Raw genomic sequence first — 14,460 nt, 5'->3', positions numbered from 1 at the left:
CCAAGGAGGACACATGACTGAGCCCATCATCATCGGCATCGGCGGACCCGTCGGAGCAGGAAAAACCCAGCTCGTGGAGCGGATTACCCGCCACATGAGCGGCGACATCTCCATGGCCGCCATCACCAACGACATCTACACGATCGAGGACGCCAAAATCCTCGCTGCCAACGGAATCCTGCCCGAGGACCGGATCATCGGCGTCGAAACCGGCGGCTGCCCGCATACGGCTATCCGCGAAGACACGTCCATGAACACGGCCGCGATCGAGCAGCTCAAGCAAAGGCACCCGGACCTGCAGGTGATCTTCGTCGAATCCGGCGGTGACAACCTCTCCGCGACGTTCAGTCCCGAACTGGTGGACTTCTCCATCTACATCATCGACGTAGCCCAGGGAGAGAAGATTCCCCGGAAGGCCGGGCAGGGCATGATCAAGTCCGATCTGTTCATCATCAACAAGACAGACCTGGCCCCGCATGTGGGCGCGGACCTGTCCATCATGGAACGGGACTCCAAGGAATTCCGTGGGAACAAGCCGTTTTGTTTCACGAACCTGAAGAGTGATGAGGGGCTGGAGGAGGTCCTGGACTGGATTCGCCGCGATGTCTTGATGCTCGACTTGGCACAGTGAGTTTGCTCGTCGCCGCTACGGCGTGGATAAGGGGCCGTGCCCGCTTCGCGATGCCCGCCACGCCGCGGCCCCTTATCCACGCCTTCGCCGGCTCGGCGGTTGGGTCACCGCGCGGGATGTGCCCATGAGCACGCCGTCGCAGATCCTGTCCGTGTCCGATTCTTTGGGGAACGTAGAGTCACTCGCGAGGTTGGCTGCTGCGGGTCGGCCTGTGCGGGGGCGGTTGGAGCTTGGCGTCAGTGTCCGGGGTGGGCGGTCGGTCGCAGTGCATCAATTCCACGAGGGGGCTTTGCGGGTGCTCCGGCCGCATTACTTGGACCAGAGTGGACAGGTTTGCTATGTCATGGTCAATCCTGGTGGGGCTTATTTGGGGGCGGACCTGTTCCTTATTGAGGTGGAGGTGGAGGCCGGGGCCGACCTGCTCCTCACTACGCAGTCGGCCACCAAGATTTACCGGACACCGGGGTCGTTTGCCGAGCAGCGCATGGCTCTGCGGCTGGGGGAGGGCGCGCGGTTGGAGCTGGTTCCGGACCAGCTCATCGCGTACCGGGAGGCCAGCTACAGGCAGGTTTCGCACATCAGTGTCCACCCGACGTCGAGCCTGGTCATGGCGGAAGTCATCACGCCGGGCTGGTCGCCCGACGGCGCCAGCTTCCGCTACGAGGAGCTACGGCTGCGCAACCAGATCCGGGTGGAAACCGCGGACGGTGCCAAGCTCCTGGCCCTCGACAACCTCCTCATCCGTCCACCGCTCGGGGACGTGACGGGCATGGGGTTCATGGAGGGCTACAGCCATCTTGGCTCGCTCATTGTGGTGGACCCGAGGGTGGACCAGGATCTCGCGGACCAGCTGGACCAGGAAACCCGTGACTACAGCGCACATTCGGGTGTTTCATTGACCATCAGCGTTGGCGGGACCTCCGGCCTGATATTGCGCTCGTTGTCCAACAGCACCCAGGAACTCAACGAATTGCTGGGCGCCTGCACAGGCCTGCTGCGGAAGCAGTGGTTTGGGCAGGAGCCCTTGAACCTAAGGAAGTACTAATGACAACACTGACTGAGTTCGCCACTATGTATCGGGAGCGGGACGCGCTGTCCTTGCGAACCCGGCTGCTTTTCACGTTCGGTGCCGTGGCCGCATTGCACATTGCCGCCGTCGTGCTTTTGCTGGTGGGCTCGGCCGGAAGCGCGCAACCGCTGGCCTTGGGCCTGGTGGTCACCGCGTACGTGGCTGGCATCAAGCACAGTTACGACTGGGACCACATTGCCGCGATCGACAACTCCACGCGGAAGTTCGTTGCGCAGCGCAAGGACCCGGTGAGCGTGGGCTTCGCTTTCAGCCTGGGCCACAGCTCCGTGGTGGTCCTGGCCGGTTTGCTGGTGGTGGCGGGCGCCACGATGATCGGGCAGTTCATGGAGGACGGCACCACCGGCAACAAGGTCCTGGGCCTGATCGGCAGCGGCGTTTCGGGCTTGTTCCTGCTGGTCATGGGCTTGTTCAACGGATCGGCGTTCGTGCGCGCCACGCAGGTGTACCGCAACGTCCAGTCCGGAGGTGAAGTCCGCCCCGAGGATCTCGAAGCGAAGGGCTTCGTGGCCCGCCTCCTTGCCAAGCCGTTGTCCAAGGTGGAGCGGCCGCGGAACATCTACGTCATCGGCTTCCTGTTCGGCCTGGGCTTCGATACCGCCACCACCATCGGACTGCTGGTCATCACCACCACGGCGTCACTCGCCGGAGTCTCACCCCTCGCACTGATGGCCCTCCCGCTCGCGTTCACCGCAGCGATGACCCTGTGCGACTCCGCGAACGGGGTGGCCATGATGAAGATGTACAAATCTGCCATCCACAACCCGCAGCGCAAGCTCGGGTTCAACGCCGTGATCACCGGCATCTCTGCGGTTTCGGCCCTGTTCATCTCAGTGATTACGCTCGGCGGGTTCCTGAACGCCGCCTTTGACCTCGAAGATCCCGTGACCACGTGGCTCGGTGAGATCGACCTCGGCGACGCCGGACTGATCCTCGTGGCCTTGCTCCTGCTCGTCTGGGCCGTCTCCGCCTTGCGTGGGCGGGCCACCTTGCGCGGCTAGAACTTCTTTTGCTGGATCATTCGCCTGGCTCCGCTCAGTAAGCCGCGCAAGTCCGGGCTTCCTTCGGCTGCGGTTGCGAATGATCCAGCAGAATCTTCGCGCAGACTGTAACCCGGTGGCGGCGGCCGGAAACTATATGGGTATCCTGCAGTTCCGGGCACTAAATATCAGGGGGAAATCGTGCTTTCCGAGCGCGAATTGGCGTTTATCGCCATTCATAAAGACAGCTACCCAGCCGTCTTCAGGTTTGTTGGCCGACGCGTCGAGTCGGTGGAGGTGGCAGAGGAAATCGCCGCCGATGTCTTCCGTGTGGTGTGGCAGAAATGGTCCGATGACAGTCGGCCCGAGCTCCCCTATTTGTTGAGCATCGCCCGCAACCTGGTGGGTAATGCCTACCGCAGCCGCGACCGCCAGCAGGCACTCCAGGAAAAGCTGCGCACGACGGCGGTACAGCGCTTCGGTGATGACACCGGCAACGTCGCGGTACAGGACGCGATGGCGCGGTTGCGCGAGAAGGACCGCGACATCCTCCAGCTGGCCTACTGGGATGGATTGGGCACCACCGAGATCGCCGGCGTGCTCCAGTGCAGCGAATCGGCTGCAAAGGTCCGGCTGCACCGCGCCCGGACCGCTTTCCGGAAACAACTGCCTGCAGGTTCCGAGACGACTACAGAAAAGTTGGGGGTCTGACAATGGATCCGATCAAGAACCAGATTGCCGCAATCGACCCGTTCGATCCCGCTATGGAGCCAAACGGAGAAGAGGCCCTGCACAAGATGCTCTCCGGTTCCACCGTTTACAGCGACACCAACCCGCTGAAGACCGTCCCGTCGCTGGAGGAACGCCGACTCCGCAAAGCGCGGATTGCCGGCGGCCTGCTTTTGGGGGCGGCAGCAGTCACGGCCGGTGTGTTGGTGGCCTCGAACTTCGGCCCGGCCAGCTCCATGCCTGCGCCGGCGGTAACCGTGGATACGCCCACTCCCACCGCTTCAGCTACGGCATCGGCCACACCCACACCATCCGCGACGCCTTCGGCAACCCCGACGGCGGCAAGCACCCAAGTGCCGACGCCCACCACCCCTGCCGCGGCCACGGCTCCGGTGGTCCCGCCGGTGCAGGCTCCAACACTCAAGACGTTCACCTTCCCCGACGGGCATATTTCCTTCAAGCATCCCGCCGACTGGACCGTTCGTACGGAGCAGGCCCCATACCTGTCAGAGGAAACAAAGGCTGGGGCAGTGGATGCCACAATCCTTGACGCCAATGGCTCCGAGATTGCCTACGTATCAAGCGGCTCCTACGGGGGCGGCACGGGTGGGTGGGTGCGACGCACCGTTTACGATACGGCCGCCGTCCCTGGCATTACTGACATATCGGGCCAGTCTACTGAATTTGGCTTTGCCTCTGACCTGATCTTGCCGACTCCGGTGGAAGGGGCTGTTACACCCGCTGAGCCCGCGCCGGACATTCGGCCCTACTACTTCATGGATGTGCGCGTTGCCGGGGAGTTCAAGAATGGGGAGATGGGGTCCGGAGCGCGGCTAGTGAGAATGCCTAATCTGTTCATGATCGCTGCCGTCAACTTCGACATCAACAAGCAACCAACCTTCGCCACCCCCGCCGCAGCGAAGGCCTGGATGGGCACCCAGCAGTACGCGCAGCTCAAGGCGATGCTGCTCAGCCTCAGCTACAAGTAGAGGCAGAAAGAAGGCCCGCAGGACCCCGGTTTGGGGACCTGCGGGCCTTTTGGCGCTTCAAGCGCTCCATTGTGCTGGTCAAGTGCACGGCACTGTGCACAAACCTTATGCATTTGCCCATAACAAAGGGCTTCCAAGTTTCATAGGGTTGAGGAGATCTGCTTCACACTGCACAATACCCCAGCTACCAAGGATGAGATTCAACGATGAAGAGCATCGCCCTCCTGCGCGAACGAGCCACCCGCGTCATGCCCACAGGTTCCCACTGCCCGGCGTCGGGCTTGTGGAGCCCGGATTCCGAGCCGGATGCCGTCCAGGTTTTCCCGGAAGGGCACGTCCTGCCGGCGCACAACGGGGTTGCCACGGTGTGGCGGCGCCGTTCCGCCGCCGATATCTCGGCATGAGCAGGAGCATCCTCAGTCGCCCGGAAGACTACAGGCACGTCCCGGCAGCGGAATGGACCGGACTCGCGGCCGGCGATCCCGTCTGGATCTACGACGCCGCCAAGGGTGCAGGAGCCGGCCGGGTAGACGAGATTTCCCAGCACCAGGAACTCCTATGGGTTGTCCTGGAGCCGGGTGGTCGGAAGCTCATCTGTGGCACGGACGATGTTGAGGTCTGGGCCGCCTGAAGTTCACCGAGATGGTTTTAGGTGCCAATGTTTGAGCGGAGCATTGGCACTCAAAACCATCTCGGCGTTTAAGGGACGGCTGGGATCAGCGCACTTGGCGAGCCGGTCTCCACGCGGCTGACAGGGCCGTCCGGCAGTCCGGTGTTCGGGTCCAGGCTGAAACTTACGACGTCGTTGGAGCCTTCGTGCGCCACGTACAGCCAGCCGTCGCGGACCAGGTGATGCCGTGGCCGGTCACCGCCGCTGGGCACATCGGCCATGGGTGCCAGGCGGCCGTCGCCGCCAACCTGTAGGACGCAGATCCGGTTGGAGCCGCGCACTCCAACGTAGGCGAAGCGGCCGTCCGGCGAGAGGGCAATCTCAGCCGCCGAGTCGCCGTCGTACGCCTTGTTCACGCTGGCGGGAATCACATCGGCGAGCTCAAGGATTCCCTGGGGCCCCGGCCGGATCGCGGCCACCTCGATGGAGTATTCGGTGTCCACGAAAACCGTGCCGCTTGAGTGCCTGGCCATGTGCCGTGGGCCGGAGCCCTTGGGCAACACAACGTGGTGGTCGGAACTGAGCCCCTCGCCGGGCCGGTAAGTCCAGGCGCGGACCAGGTCATGCCCCAGATCGGTTGTGAGGATCCGGCCGTCGGGAAGCATCAGTGACGAATGTGCGCGGCTGGGCCGCGGCTCGTCCCCATCGGTGCGGTGGGGGTCGACGGCGGCCTCCGCGCTGGCACGCGAGGTGATGGCACCGTCGTCGTCCAGTTCGTAAAGGATCACTTGCCCGTCACCCCAGCAGGTGACGACGATGAAGCGGCCCTGGGGATCCACGGCAACGTGGCACGCCGCCTCCCCGGCAGGCCAAGGTTCGCCGAACGGCTCCAGCTCAGCCACCCCGGTCCGCCGGAAGGCCCGCACCATCTTGCCCTCCTCGGCAACCGCGTAGACCACGGGTTGGCTGGGATGCACGGCCAGGAAAGATGGCGAATTGGCGGTAACGGCCAGGCCCAGGTGAGTGAGTCCGCCCTTGTCATCGGCGGTCAGCGCGCCGATTCCTTCGCCGTTGCCGTCGCGGTCCGCGGTGTAGCAACCGGTCCAAAGCACAGTGGTCATCAGCGGCGCTCAGTGTCCCTGGACGTCCGAGTCGACGCCCGCATCCGGGCCGCCGTCGAGCGTTTGCAGGCCAGCAAGATCGTCCTGGTCCAGCTCGAAGCCAAAGACGTCCAGGTTCTCCTGCATGCGCTGCGGATTGGAGGTCTTCGGTATCGCCACCAGGCCTTGCTGAACGTGCCAGCGGAGAACCACCTGGCCAGGGGTCTTGCCGTGCTTCTCGCCGATCCTGGCCAGCACGGGTGCGTTCAGCAAATCGCTGCTGGCACCCAGCGGGCTGTAAGACTCCGTGACGATGCCGTGGCTCTGGTTGAACTCGCGGGCCAGGGTGCGGGGGATCGACGGGCTCACCTGGATCTGGTTGACCGCCGGGATGATTTCCGTCTCTGCGAAGAGCCGGTCCAAATGCGCAGGCTTGAAGTTGGAAACCCCGATCGAGCGGACCTTGCCGGACGCCTGGAGTTCCTCGAACGTCTTCCACGTTGAGACAAACTCGCCACGCCGTGGAAGGGGCCAATGGATCAGGAGCAGGTCAACGTAGTCCAGGCCCAGCCGCTTGAGGGAACCGTCCAGGCCCGCAACGGCCTTGCCTGAGCCCTGGAATTCACCGTCGAGTTTGGTGGTGATGAAGAGTTCGTCCCGGCCGACTCCGCTCCTCCGGATGCCATCGCCAACGCCGCTCTCGTTCCCGTACTTCACGGCGGTGTCGATGTGCTGGTAGCCGCGGGAGACGGCCTCCACAACGGCATCCGCAACCTGGGTATCGTTCAGTGGCCACGTGCCAAGGCCCAGCTGAGGGATCTTGAAGCCATCGTTGAGTTCGATGAGCGGGGCAGCGGCCATGGGCACGATCTCCTTAGCTGTAACGAAAAGAAAGGTTACTTGTTTTCTACGCTGGTGAAGCAGTTGTTGGCAACAAGCTACGGCGCGACCAGTCATGGAGCCTGTCAGTCAACTCCATGAAACCCTGGTTCACCACCTGCAGATCCGGGTGCCTGTCATGCCAGTCCACGATCTCCCTGGCGCCGTCGGCGAAGGGAATGGTTGCCGTGTAATCCGGAACCAATGCCTTGATCTTGCTGTTGTCGAACACCACGGAATGGGACCGGTCGCCCAGCAGGTTCGGCCCGAGTTCAGGGCTGTGGGCAGCAATCGTCTCCGAGGAAACGTGGAACAACTCCGGCTCGGGAACCCCCGCGGCCCGCGCAAACAAGCGGTACACCTGGTTCCAGGGAAGGAACTCGTCCGAGGTGATGGTGTAGCTTTCGCCGATTGCCTGCGGCCGGCCAAGGAGTCCAACAAAGGCCTTGGCGAAGTCGCGGCTGTGGGTCAGGGTCCAGAGCGACGTGCCATCCCCATGCACCATGACCGGAAGGCCGGCACGCATCCGGTGGATGTCCGTCCAGCCGCCCACCATTGCGATTTTGGTGCGGTCATAAGTGTGCGAAGGACGTACCACCGTCACCGGGAAATCCTGCTCCCGGTAGGCCTCGAAGAGGATCTCCTCGCAGGCAATCTTGTCCCTTGAGTACTGCCAGAAAGGGTTCTTCAGGGGCGTGGACTCCCGGATCGGCAGGGTAGTGGGCGGCTTCTGGTAGGCGGAAGCGGAACTGATGAAGACGTACTGGCCCGTCCGCCCCCGGAACAAGTCCAAGCCCGCCCGCGCCTGATCGGGAGTGTAGGAGATAAAGTCCGCAACGGCGTCGTACTCCCGTCCGGCAAGTACCTCCCGCACGGCCGCGGGGTCGCGGACATCCGCATGGAGAACCTCGGCGCCCTCGGGAACCGGCCGCCCGGCTGACCGTCCGCGGTTGAGGATGGTCAGCCGGTGGCCCAGTGCGACGGCGCGTTCAGCCGCAGCCGCACTGATGACGCCGGTCCCGCCGATGAACAGGATGTTCCGCGGCGGGACGGTGCCCGTTTCGGGGAGGATGCTGCTCACCAGGCATAGTCCTCGGGTGCGGTGCGGTGGCCCGGGAAGATGTCATCCAGGCGCTTAAGGGCGTCGTCGTTGAGGGTGACATCAAGGGCGCGGATTGCCGAGTCCAACTGCTCCTGCGTGCGCGGACCCACGATCGGTGCAGTCACGGCCGGCTGGTGGAGCAGCCAGGCCAAAGCAACATCGCCGGGTGCGTGTCCCAGTTCATCGGCGAAGTCTTCATACTGGCGGATCTGGTCCTCGTGCTTCTTCAGCGTCTCAAGGGCCCGTCCCTCGGAGCGGCGAACGCCCTGTTCCTGCTGCTTCAGCACACCGCCCAGGAGGCCACCCTGCAAGGGAGACCAAGGAATGAGGCCCAGCCCGTACTGCTGGGCCGCGGGGATGACTTCGAGTTCAAGCTCCCGGCGGAACAGATTGTAGATGGACTGTTCGCTGACCAGGCCGGTGTAGTTGCGGCGGCGCGCGGCTTCCTGGGCCTGCGCGATGTGCCAACCGGCAAAGTTGCTGCTGCCGGAGTACAGGATCTTGCCCTGCTGGACGGCTACCTCAATGGCCTGCCAGATCTCGTCCCACGGAGTATCGCGGTCGATGTGGTGGAACTGGTAGATATCGATGTAGTCCGTCTGCAGCCGCTTCAGGCTGGCATCGAGGGCCCGCCGGATATTGAGCGCGGACAGCTTCGATTCATTCGGCCGGTCGGTCATGGTGCCGTACAGCTTGGTGGCGATCACGGTCCGTTCGCGGCGCTCGCCGCCCTGGGCGAACCAGCGGCCAATGATCTCCTCGGTCCAGCCGCGGTGCTCGGCGCCACCGTAGACGTTGGCGGTATCGAAGAAGTTGATGCCGGAGTCCAGGGCGGAGTCCATGATCGAGTGCGAGGCCGCCTCTTCGGTTTTGGGGCCGAAGTTCATGGTGCCGAGGCACAGGCGGGAAACTTTGAGGCCGGAGCGGCCAAGGTGCGTGTACTGCATGTCAGTTGCGTCCTTCTCTCTAGAACTGTGTGAAAGCGGCGACGGCGGGATCGGAACCGATGCGGGCGCCCGCCTCCAGTGCGGTGACTGCGGCAAGTTCGGATTCGGTGAGGCTCAGGTCTGCTGCCCCAAGGTTCTCGCGCATGCGGTTCGAGTCCGCTGACTTGGGGATCACTATGGTGCCTTGGGCGAGGTGCCACGCCAGGATGACCTGTGCCGGGGTGGTCTCATGGGCGGCCGCAACCAGGGCCACCTGCTCGGCGTTCAGGTCCTTGCCCTGGCCCAGCGGGCTGTAGGCTTCCACGGCGATGCCCAGGCCGCGGCACTTCATTGCCAGATCGGCCTGCTGGAACGTTGGGTGGAGTTCGATCTGGTTCACTGCAGGAACCACATCGGCTTCCTTGAGCAGGGAGTCTACGTGGTCTGCAAGGAAGTTGGAGATACCGATGGCGCGGATCTGCTTGTCCTGGTGGAGCTTCTCCATCTCCTTCCATGCCTGGGTGAACAGCCCCTGCGACGGGACCGGCCAGTGGATGAGGTACAGGTCCACCACTTCCAGGCCCAATGCGTCCCGGCTTCGCTGGAAAGCGTCGTAGGCTTCGCCTTGCTCGCCGTTGCGGAGCTTGGTGGTGATGAAGAGTTCCTCGCGGGAAATGCCGGAGGCCGCGATAGCCGCGCCGACGCCCGCCTCGTTCCGGTACGCGGCGGCCGTATCGATGTGGCGGTACCCGGCCTCAAGCGCGTCTTCCACCACCTTCTGCGTTTCTCCGGGAGGAACCTGGAAGACGCCGAATCCGAGCTGTGGGATGGTGACGCCGTTGTTCAAGGTCAGCTCTGGCATGAAAGTCTCCTTCGAATGATTCAGGTAAAGCCGCGATTCCAGAAAGCGTTTTCAATGGGCTCTGTACTGAGCCTATGCAGATTTCATCCGTGAGTCAGCCCCGCTGCGTGATCCTGTTTTTCCTAGGTCTGGCAGTCCTACCCAAAGTGGTGGCTTCACGGGCGGGGGCGCGGGCAGAATGGAGGGATGGGTCAAAGCGCCGAGTTCGGAAAATTCCTCAAAGTCATGCGTGCGCGCCTGTCCCCGGAGGACGCCGGTGCCTTGGGTTCCACAGGCTCCCGCAGGGTTCCGGGCCTTCGCCGCGAGGAAGTTGCCAGGTTGTCCGGGGTCAGCACCGACTACTACACGCGCCTGGAACAGGGCCGGAACATCCATCCGTCCAAGGCTGTCCTCGATTCCGTGGCCCGCGCCCTTCGCCTGGATGCAGGGGAGCAGGCGCACATGATGGACCTGTTGGCCCACTGTGCTAATTCTGCAGCTGGCCCGGGGCCGGTGCAGAAGGTACGTCCTGCGATCCGGCAACTGCTCGATGCCGTGGGCGATGTCCCGGCCATGGTCCTGGGCCGCAGGACGGATGTCCTGGCTGCCAACCGCATGGCAAACCTGCTGTTTACGGATTTCACTTCCTTGCCTTCCGCCGAGCGCAACCTGACGCGTTGGCTGCTCCTCGACACGCGGGCAGGGACGTTGTTCCGTGATTGGAAGACCGTGGCTGCCGAGGCTGTGGGTTCACTGCGGATGGATGTGGGACGCCACCCCAACGATCCACAGACCAACCAGCTCGTGGGTGAACTCGCCGTCCACAGCGAACATTTCCGCCAGTGGTGGGCAGGGCACCGCGTTGCCACGCGCTCGGCCGGAACCATCAGGCTGCACCACCCACTGGTGGGCGACCTCGAACTGAACTTTGAAACCCTGGGTCTCCCGGACGACGCCGACCAGCACCTGAGGGTGTATTCCGCGAAGGCCGGTTCGCCGTCGTCGGACGCTTTGACACTGTTGAGCAGCTTTGGCGAGGCCGGGCCCGCGGAGGTGCTCCAACCCGAACCCGCCCGCCGGGATGACAGTTAGTGCCAATGTCCGCGTGAAACATTGGCACTAACCGGCAACCCGCGGAGGTGGCTCAGCGTTCCAAACGGAAGCCCAGCTTGATGGTGACCTGCCAGTCGGCCACGGCACCGTCCTCGAGGTGGCCGCGGATTTCCTTGACCTCGAACCAATCCAGGTTCCGGAGGGTCTGGGAGGCGGTTGCGATGCCGTTCTTGATGGCGTCGTCAACGCCCTCGGTGGAAGTTCCTACAATTTCGGAAACGCTGTATGTGTGGCCAGCCATGGTGCTCCTCATCATCGTCACTGAATCCTTCGGAAAATCGGGCCCGCCAGGCAGGCCGTTCATGCAGACTAGCCCACGGATCTTCGTGCGGCCAGAACCTCTTTCCTGCTCGGTCATTGCTCGTCCCTGCCGGTGATGACGTGTAGATTTTCTTGCAGCACCACCCAACCGATCTATGAGGAGCACTCATGTCAGAAGTGATCGTTGTCGGCGTTGACAACAGCGAAACGGCCAAGCGGGCGGCCATTGCCGCAGCCAAGATGGCTACCGCGCTCGGAGGCGAGCTGCATGTGGTCAGCGGGTTCTCCGATGACCGCATCGAGGAATTCGGCAGCGGCAGCGACCGGATCACCGTTTCCTCGGCCGACTCCGCCGAGTATGTTGCCCGCAAGGTCTCCGAGGAACTCGATGTTCCGGAAGGCAAGGTCAAGTACTTCGCTGCCCGCGGCAACCCGGCCAGCGCGCTGATCAACTACGCCGAGACGAACAAGGCAACCCTGATCGTAGTGGGCAACAAGCGCATGAAGGGCCTGGGCCGCGTCCTGGGCAGCATCGCGAACAGCGTTGCCCACGGCGCTCCGTGCGACGTTTACATCGTGAACACGGAAGTGGACGCGTAACGAACCCAAGTAGGGGACAGCGCACGTCGCTATGAGTGCCCATAGCGACAGGTGCTGTCCCCCAGTTGGGTGCCCGGGGCGTTAGTGGCCTTGGAACGCCTCGGCCAGCCACCAGGATCCGCCGTCTGAGGCGATTTTGGCGTCGATGACGAGCGGTTTGGTTTGCGTTCCGGCACGGTAGGCGGCCAGCCAGGGCTCGACGGCGGCCAGGTCACCTGCGGTTTGGACGGTCACCCCGTCCGCTCCGAAACCACGGGCGATAGCGGCGATGTCCGTTTCGGGGAAGACCACGCTGGCCAGGTTTTCTTCCGGCGCCAAGGGTGCGAAGTGGTGCACCTCGGCGCCATACGCGGCGTCGTTGTAGACGATGCACACCAGTGGCAGCTTCATCCGCACGGCGGTTTCGAGTTCGCTGATGCCCATCAGGAACCCGCCGTCGCCCGCGCCGAGCACAGGAAGCCGGTCCGGTTGCGCCACCGCGGCACCGATTGCTGTGTAGAGGCCAAGCCCGATTGCCTGGAATGCTTGCGTGAAGCAGAACCCGAACTCGTCCGGCACGGCAAGGTATTGGCTGGGGTAGCCCATGAAGTTGCCCGAATCAACGGACACGATCCGCTCAGCAGGCAGCAACGAATCCAGTTCGCGGCTCAGGACCCTCGGGTCGATCCTCGTGGGAGTGGACAGGTCCGGGGTTTCCACGTCCCGCCACCGTGAGCCTTCCTTGATGGCCAGGGCGTTTGCCTCGGTGCGGTACTTCTCCACCGGCTCCGGTTGGACGGACTGCAAGACCGCCAGCGCGTCGGCCGCGGTCAGCGCGGAATCGCCGAGCACGCCCAGCGTGATGGGCCGGTTGGCGCCCAGCGAGGCGTCCTCGACGTCGACCTGGACCACCTTGGTGCCCGGCGAAATCAGCCTCCCGTGCCGCATGGTCCACATGTTCAGCGTGCACCCCCAACCAACTATGAGGTCCGCGCCGCTGATCAGTTCGGCCGTGAGCGGCGAGGAGAAGCCGCCGGAAATCCCAACGTTGTGCGGATCGCCGTTGAACAGGCCGCTTGCCACCGCGGACGTCGCCACCAGAGCACCCGCGTGCTGCGCCAAGGCGAGGATCTCCTCGCGTGCACCCCGCCCGCCACGGCCGGCCACGAACACGGGCCTGTCTGCCGCAGCGATCAATCCCACCAGTTCCTGGATCCGGGAAGCGTCCGGCCGCACCTTGAGCGGTTGGGGTACGACGACGGCACCCACCTCGTCAGCGGCGGTGGCACTTTGGACGTCCAGCGGCAAGCTCAGGACCACCGTGCGCCGCTCGTTGACGGCGGTCCGGAACGCCCTGACCGTATCCGCAATCGCGGAAGCAGGGGAGTGGATCCGTTCGGCGACGGCACCGACGCTGCGGGCGAGAGCATCCTGGTCGATCTTGAAATTGGACCTCGTGGCCGCGGCCTGGGTATCCGCGGTGAGCACGATCATGGGCGTGCGGCTCTTCGCCGCTTCTCCCACACCCGTGATGGCGTTGGTCAGCCCGCAGCCCTGATGCGTGGTGACCACACCAACCTTCCCGGACATCCGCCCATACGCATCGGCCATCGTCGCGGCACCGCCCTCGTGCCGTGCCGCCGTGAACGGGACGCCCTCGGCCATGAGGGTGCCGGTGACATCGAAGTTGCCGCTGCCCACCACCCCGAAGACATGCCCGACGTCGAGCTCCGCCAGCGTCCGCCCCACGAGCGTGGAAACCCGTACCTCCCCGGTCACGTCCGGCCCGCCGCTCATGCGCGCTCCACCGTGCCCTCTTCGCCGGTGCCCTTTTCCACTGAGCCGTTTTCCGCTGTCCCCTTTTCCACCAGCGCGTACACCCGGCTCGGGCTGCCCGTGCCGCCAACAATGGGCAAGGGAGCCACCACCAGCGTGGCACCGGTAACCGGCAGGCGGTCTACGTTCCGGAGCGAGGTCACACCGTACTTGTCCGCGCCCAGGAGGAACGAATGGACCGGGAACATCGGGTCCAAGGAACCTGCCTGGCCCGCGTCGATGCCCACAGTTTCAACACCGAAACCGCTGATCGAAGCGTTGCCTGCAAGCCACTTGGCACCTGCCGCGGAGACCCCCGGAGTGTGGGGACCGGCGTCGTCCGCGTTGACGAAAGCCGCAGCGTCTGAACCCCGGGCCGCCCAACCGGTCCGGAAAATCACCCAGCAGTTCTCCGGGAAGAGCCCATGCTCTGCCTGCCACTGCTCAAAGTGCTCAGGTTCCAGGAGGAAGTCCGGATCAGCGGCCGCCTCCGCGGTCTTGTCGATCACCACCAGCGGTCCCACCAGGCGGTGCGGTTCGATCTGATCCACGGACTTTCCGTCCTTGCCCGTGATCCAGTGGACCGGGGCATCCAGGTGCGTCCCGGCGTGCTCGCCCACAGTGACGTCGTTCCACGCCCAGGCCGGGCCGGCGTCGTCGAAATTGCTCACCGGAGAAACCGACAAACCGACAGTGTTCGCGAAGGGGTGCGGCAGGTTCAGGATGGGTGTTTCGGAGCTGAGCGGGGTGGTGAGGTCGATGATTTCCACCGAACCCTGGGAAAGGGCTGCAGTGAGCCCGGCCAGAACAGACATTGT

General features: G+C 64.0%; 17 protein-coding genes. 9 read left to right on the top strand and 8 right to left on the bottom strand.

All coding sequences use genetic code 11. The annotated features are described in order from the left end of the window. Positions 1-13: 13 nt before the first annotated feature. The 7 genes from ureG (at position 14) to ACH488_RS14035 (ending at position 5,047) form a co-directional block, all read left to right on the top strand. Positions 14-631, top strand: a complete 618-nt coding sequence (gene ureG, locus ACH488_RS14065) for an urease accessory protein UreG (protein ID WP_397325103.1) — start codon at positions 14-16, stop codon at positions 629-631. Between the two features lie 124 nt (positions 632-755). After that, a complete protein-coding gene (locus ACH488_RS14060) occupies positions 756-1,676 on the top strand; it encodes an urease accessory protein UreD (RefSeq protein ID WP_397325101.1) in 921 nt (306 codons plus the stop codon). Beyond that, positions 1,676-2,719: a HoxN/HupN/NixA family nickel/cobalt transporter gene (locus ACH488_RS14055; protein ID WP_397325100.1), complete on the top strand. Its 1,044-nt coding sequence runs from the start codon at positions 1,676-1,678 to the stop codon at positions 2,717-2,719. Before ACH488_RS14060 ends, ACH488_RS14055 begins: the two co-directional genes overlap by 1 nt. Positions 2,720-2,899: 180 nt before the next feature. Beyond that, a complete protein-coding gene (locus ACH488_RS14050; RefSeq protein WP_397325098.1) occupies positions 2,900-3,409 on the top strand; it encodes an RNA polymerase sigma factor in 510 nt (169 codons plus the stop codon). Positions 3,410-3,411: 2 nt separating this feature from the next. Then, the gene (locus tag ACH488_RS14045; protein ID WP_397325097.1) at positions 3,412-4,416 is read left to right on the top strand and encodes a hypothetical protein; all 1,005 of its coding nucleotides are present in this window, start codon (positions 3,412-3,414) and stop codon (positions 4,414-4,416) included. Between the two features lie 206 nt (positions 4,417-4,622). Beyond that, positions 4,623-4,820, top strand: coding sequence for a hypothetical protein (locus ACH488_RS14040; protein WP_397325095.1), 198 nt, complete (start codon positions 4,623-4,625; stop codon positions 4,818-4,820). Continuing rightward, the gene (locus tag ACH488_RS14035) at positions 4,817-5,047 is read left to right on the top strand and encodes a hypothetical protein (protein ID WP_397325094.1); all 231 of its coding nucleotides are present in this window, start codon (positions 4,817-4,819) and stop codon (positions 5,045-5,047) included. Before ACH488_RS14040 ends, ACH488_RS14035 begins: the two co-directional genes overlap by 4 nt. A 68-nt stretch (positions 5,048-5,115) precedes the next feature. Here the strand turns inward: ACH488_RS14035 and ACH488_RS14030 are convergent, their stop codons facing one another. From ACH488_RS14030 to ACH488_RS14010, 5 genes are read right to left on the bottom strand one after another with little or no spacing between them, the layout of a single operon-like run. After that, a complete protein-coding gene (locus ACH488_RS14030) occupies positions 5,116-6,147 on the bottom strand; it encodes a lactonase family protein (RefSeq protein WP_397325093.1) in 1,032 nt (343 codons plus the stop codon). Between the two features lie 9 nt (positions 6,148-6,156). Continuing rightward, positions 6,157-6,987, bottom strand: coding sequence for an aldo/keto reductase (locus tag ACH488_RS14025; RefSeq protein WP_397325092.1), 831 nt, complete (start codon positions 6,985-6,987; stop codon positions 6,157-6,159). A 46-nt stretch (positions 6,988-7,033) separates the two neighbouring features. Then, positions 7,034-8,086, bottom strand: a complete 1,053-nt coding sequence (locus ACH488_RS14020) for an NAD-dependent epimerase/dehydratase family protein (protein ID WP_397325091.1) — start codon at positions 8,084-8,086, stop codon at positions 7,034-7,036. Next, on the bottom strand, positions 8,083-9,054 hold the full coding sequence (locus tag ACH488_RS14015; RefSeq protein ID WP_397325089.1) for an aldo/keto reductase: 972 nt from the start codon (positions 9,052-9,054) through the stop codon (positions 8,083-8,085). Before ACH488_RS14015 ends, ACH488_RS14020 begins: the two co-directional genes overlap by 4 nt. Positions 9,055-9,073: 19 nt before the next feature. Continuing rightward, complete coding sequence (locus ACH488_RS14010) at positions 9,074-9,895, bottom strand: aldo/keto reductase (protein WP_397325087.1); 822 nt, start codon at positions 9,893-9,895, stop codon at positions 9,074-9,076. 186 nt (positions 9,896-10,081) lie between these two features. On the opposite strand from ACH488_RS14010, the gene ACH488_RS14005 reads away from it, so the two are divergent. Further along, on the top strand, positions 10,082-10,966 hold the full coding sequence (locus ACH488_RS14005) for a helix-turn-helix transcriptional regulator (protein ID WP_397325086.1): 885 nt from the start codon (positions 10,082-10,084) through the stop codon (positions 10,964-10,966). A 52-nt stretch (positions 10,967-11,018) separates the two neighbouring features. Here ACH488_RS14005 and ACH488_RS14000 read toward each other — a convergent pair whose 3' ends face one another. Continuing rightward, positions 11,019-11,228, bottom strand: a complete 210-nt coding sequence (locus ACH488_RS14000; RefSeq protein ID WP_011773002.1) for a dodecin — start codon at positions 11,226-11,228, stop codon at positions 11,019-11,021. A 188-nt stretch (positions 11,229-11,416) separates the two neighbouring features. On the opposite strand from ACH488_RS14000, the gene ACH488_RS13995 reads away from it, so the two are divergent. Next, complete coding sequence (locus ACH488_RS13995; RefSeq protein ID WP_397325084.1) at positions 11,417-11,848, top strand: universal stress protein; 432 nt, start codon at positions 11,417-11,419, stop codon at positions 11,846-11,848. An 81-nt stretch (positions 11,849-11,929) separates the two neighbouring features. On the opposite strand, the gene ACH488_RS13990 is transcribed toward ACH488_RS13995, so the two are convergent. Both ACH488_RS13990 and ACH488_RS13985 read right to left on the bottom strand, forming a co-directional pair. Continuing rightward, the gene (locus tag ACH488_RS13990) at positions 11,930-13,624 is read right to left on the bottom strand and encodes a thiamine pyrophosphate-binding protein (protein ID WP_397325083.1); all 1,695 of its coding nucleotides are present in this window, start codon (positions 13,622-13,624) and stop codon (positions 11,930-11,932) included. Continuing rightward, a complete protein-coding gene (locus tag ACH488_RS13985; RefSeq protein WP_397325082.1) occupies positions 13,621-14,457 on the bottom strand; it encodes a cyclase family protein in 837 nt (278 codons plus the stop codon). Before ACH488_RS13985 ends, ACH488_RS13990 begins: the two co-directional genes overlap by 4 nt. Positions 14,458-14,460 lie beyond the last annotated feature (3 nt).

The sequence above is a fragment of the Paenarthrobacter sp. NPDC018779 genome (assembly GCF_044391085.1).
Taxonomy (GTDB): domain Bacteria; phylum Actinomycetota; class Actinomycetes; order Actinomycetales; family Micrococcaceae; genus Arthrobacter.
This window is presented reverse-complemented; position numbering and strand designations above follow the sequence as displayed.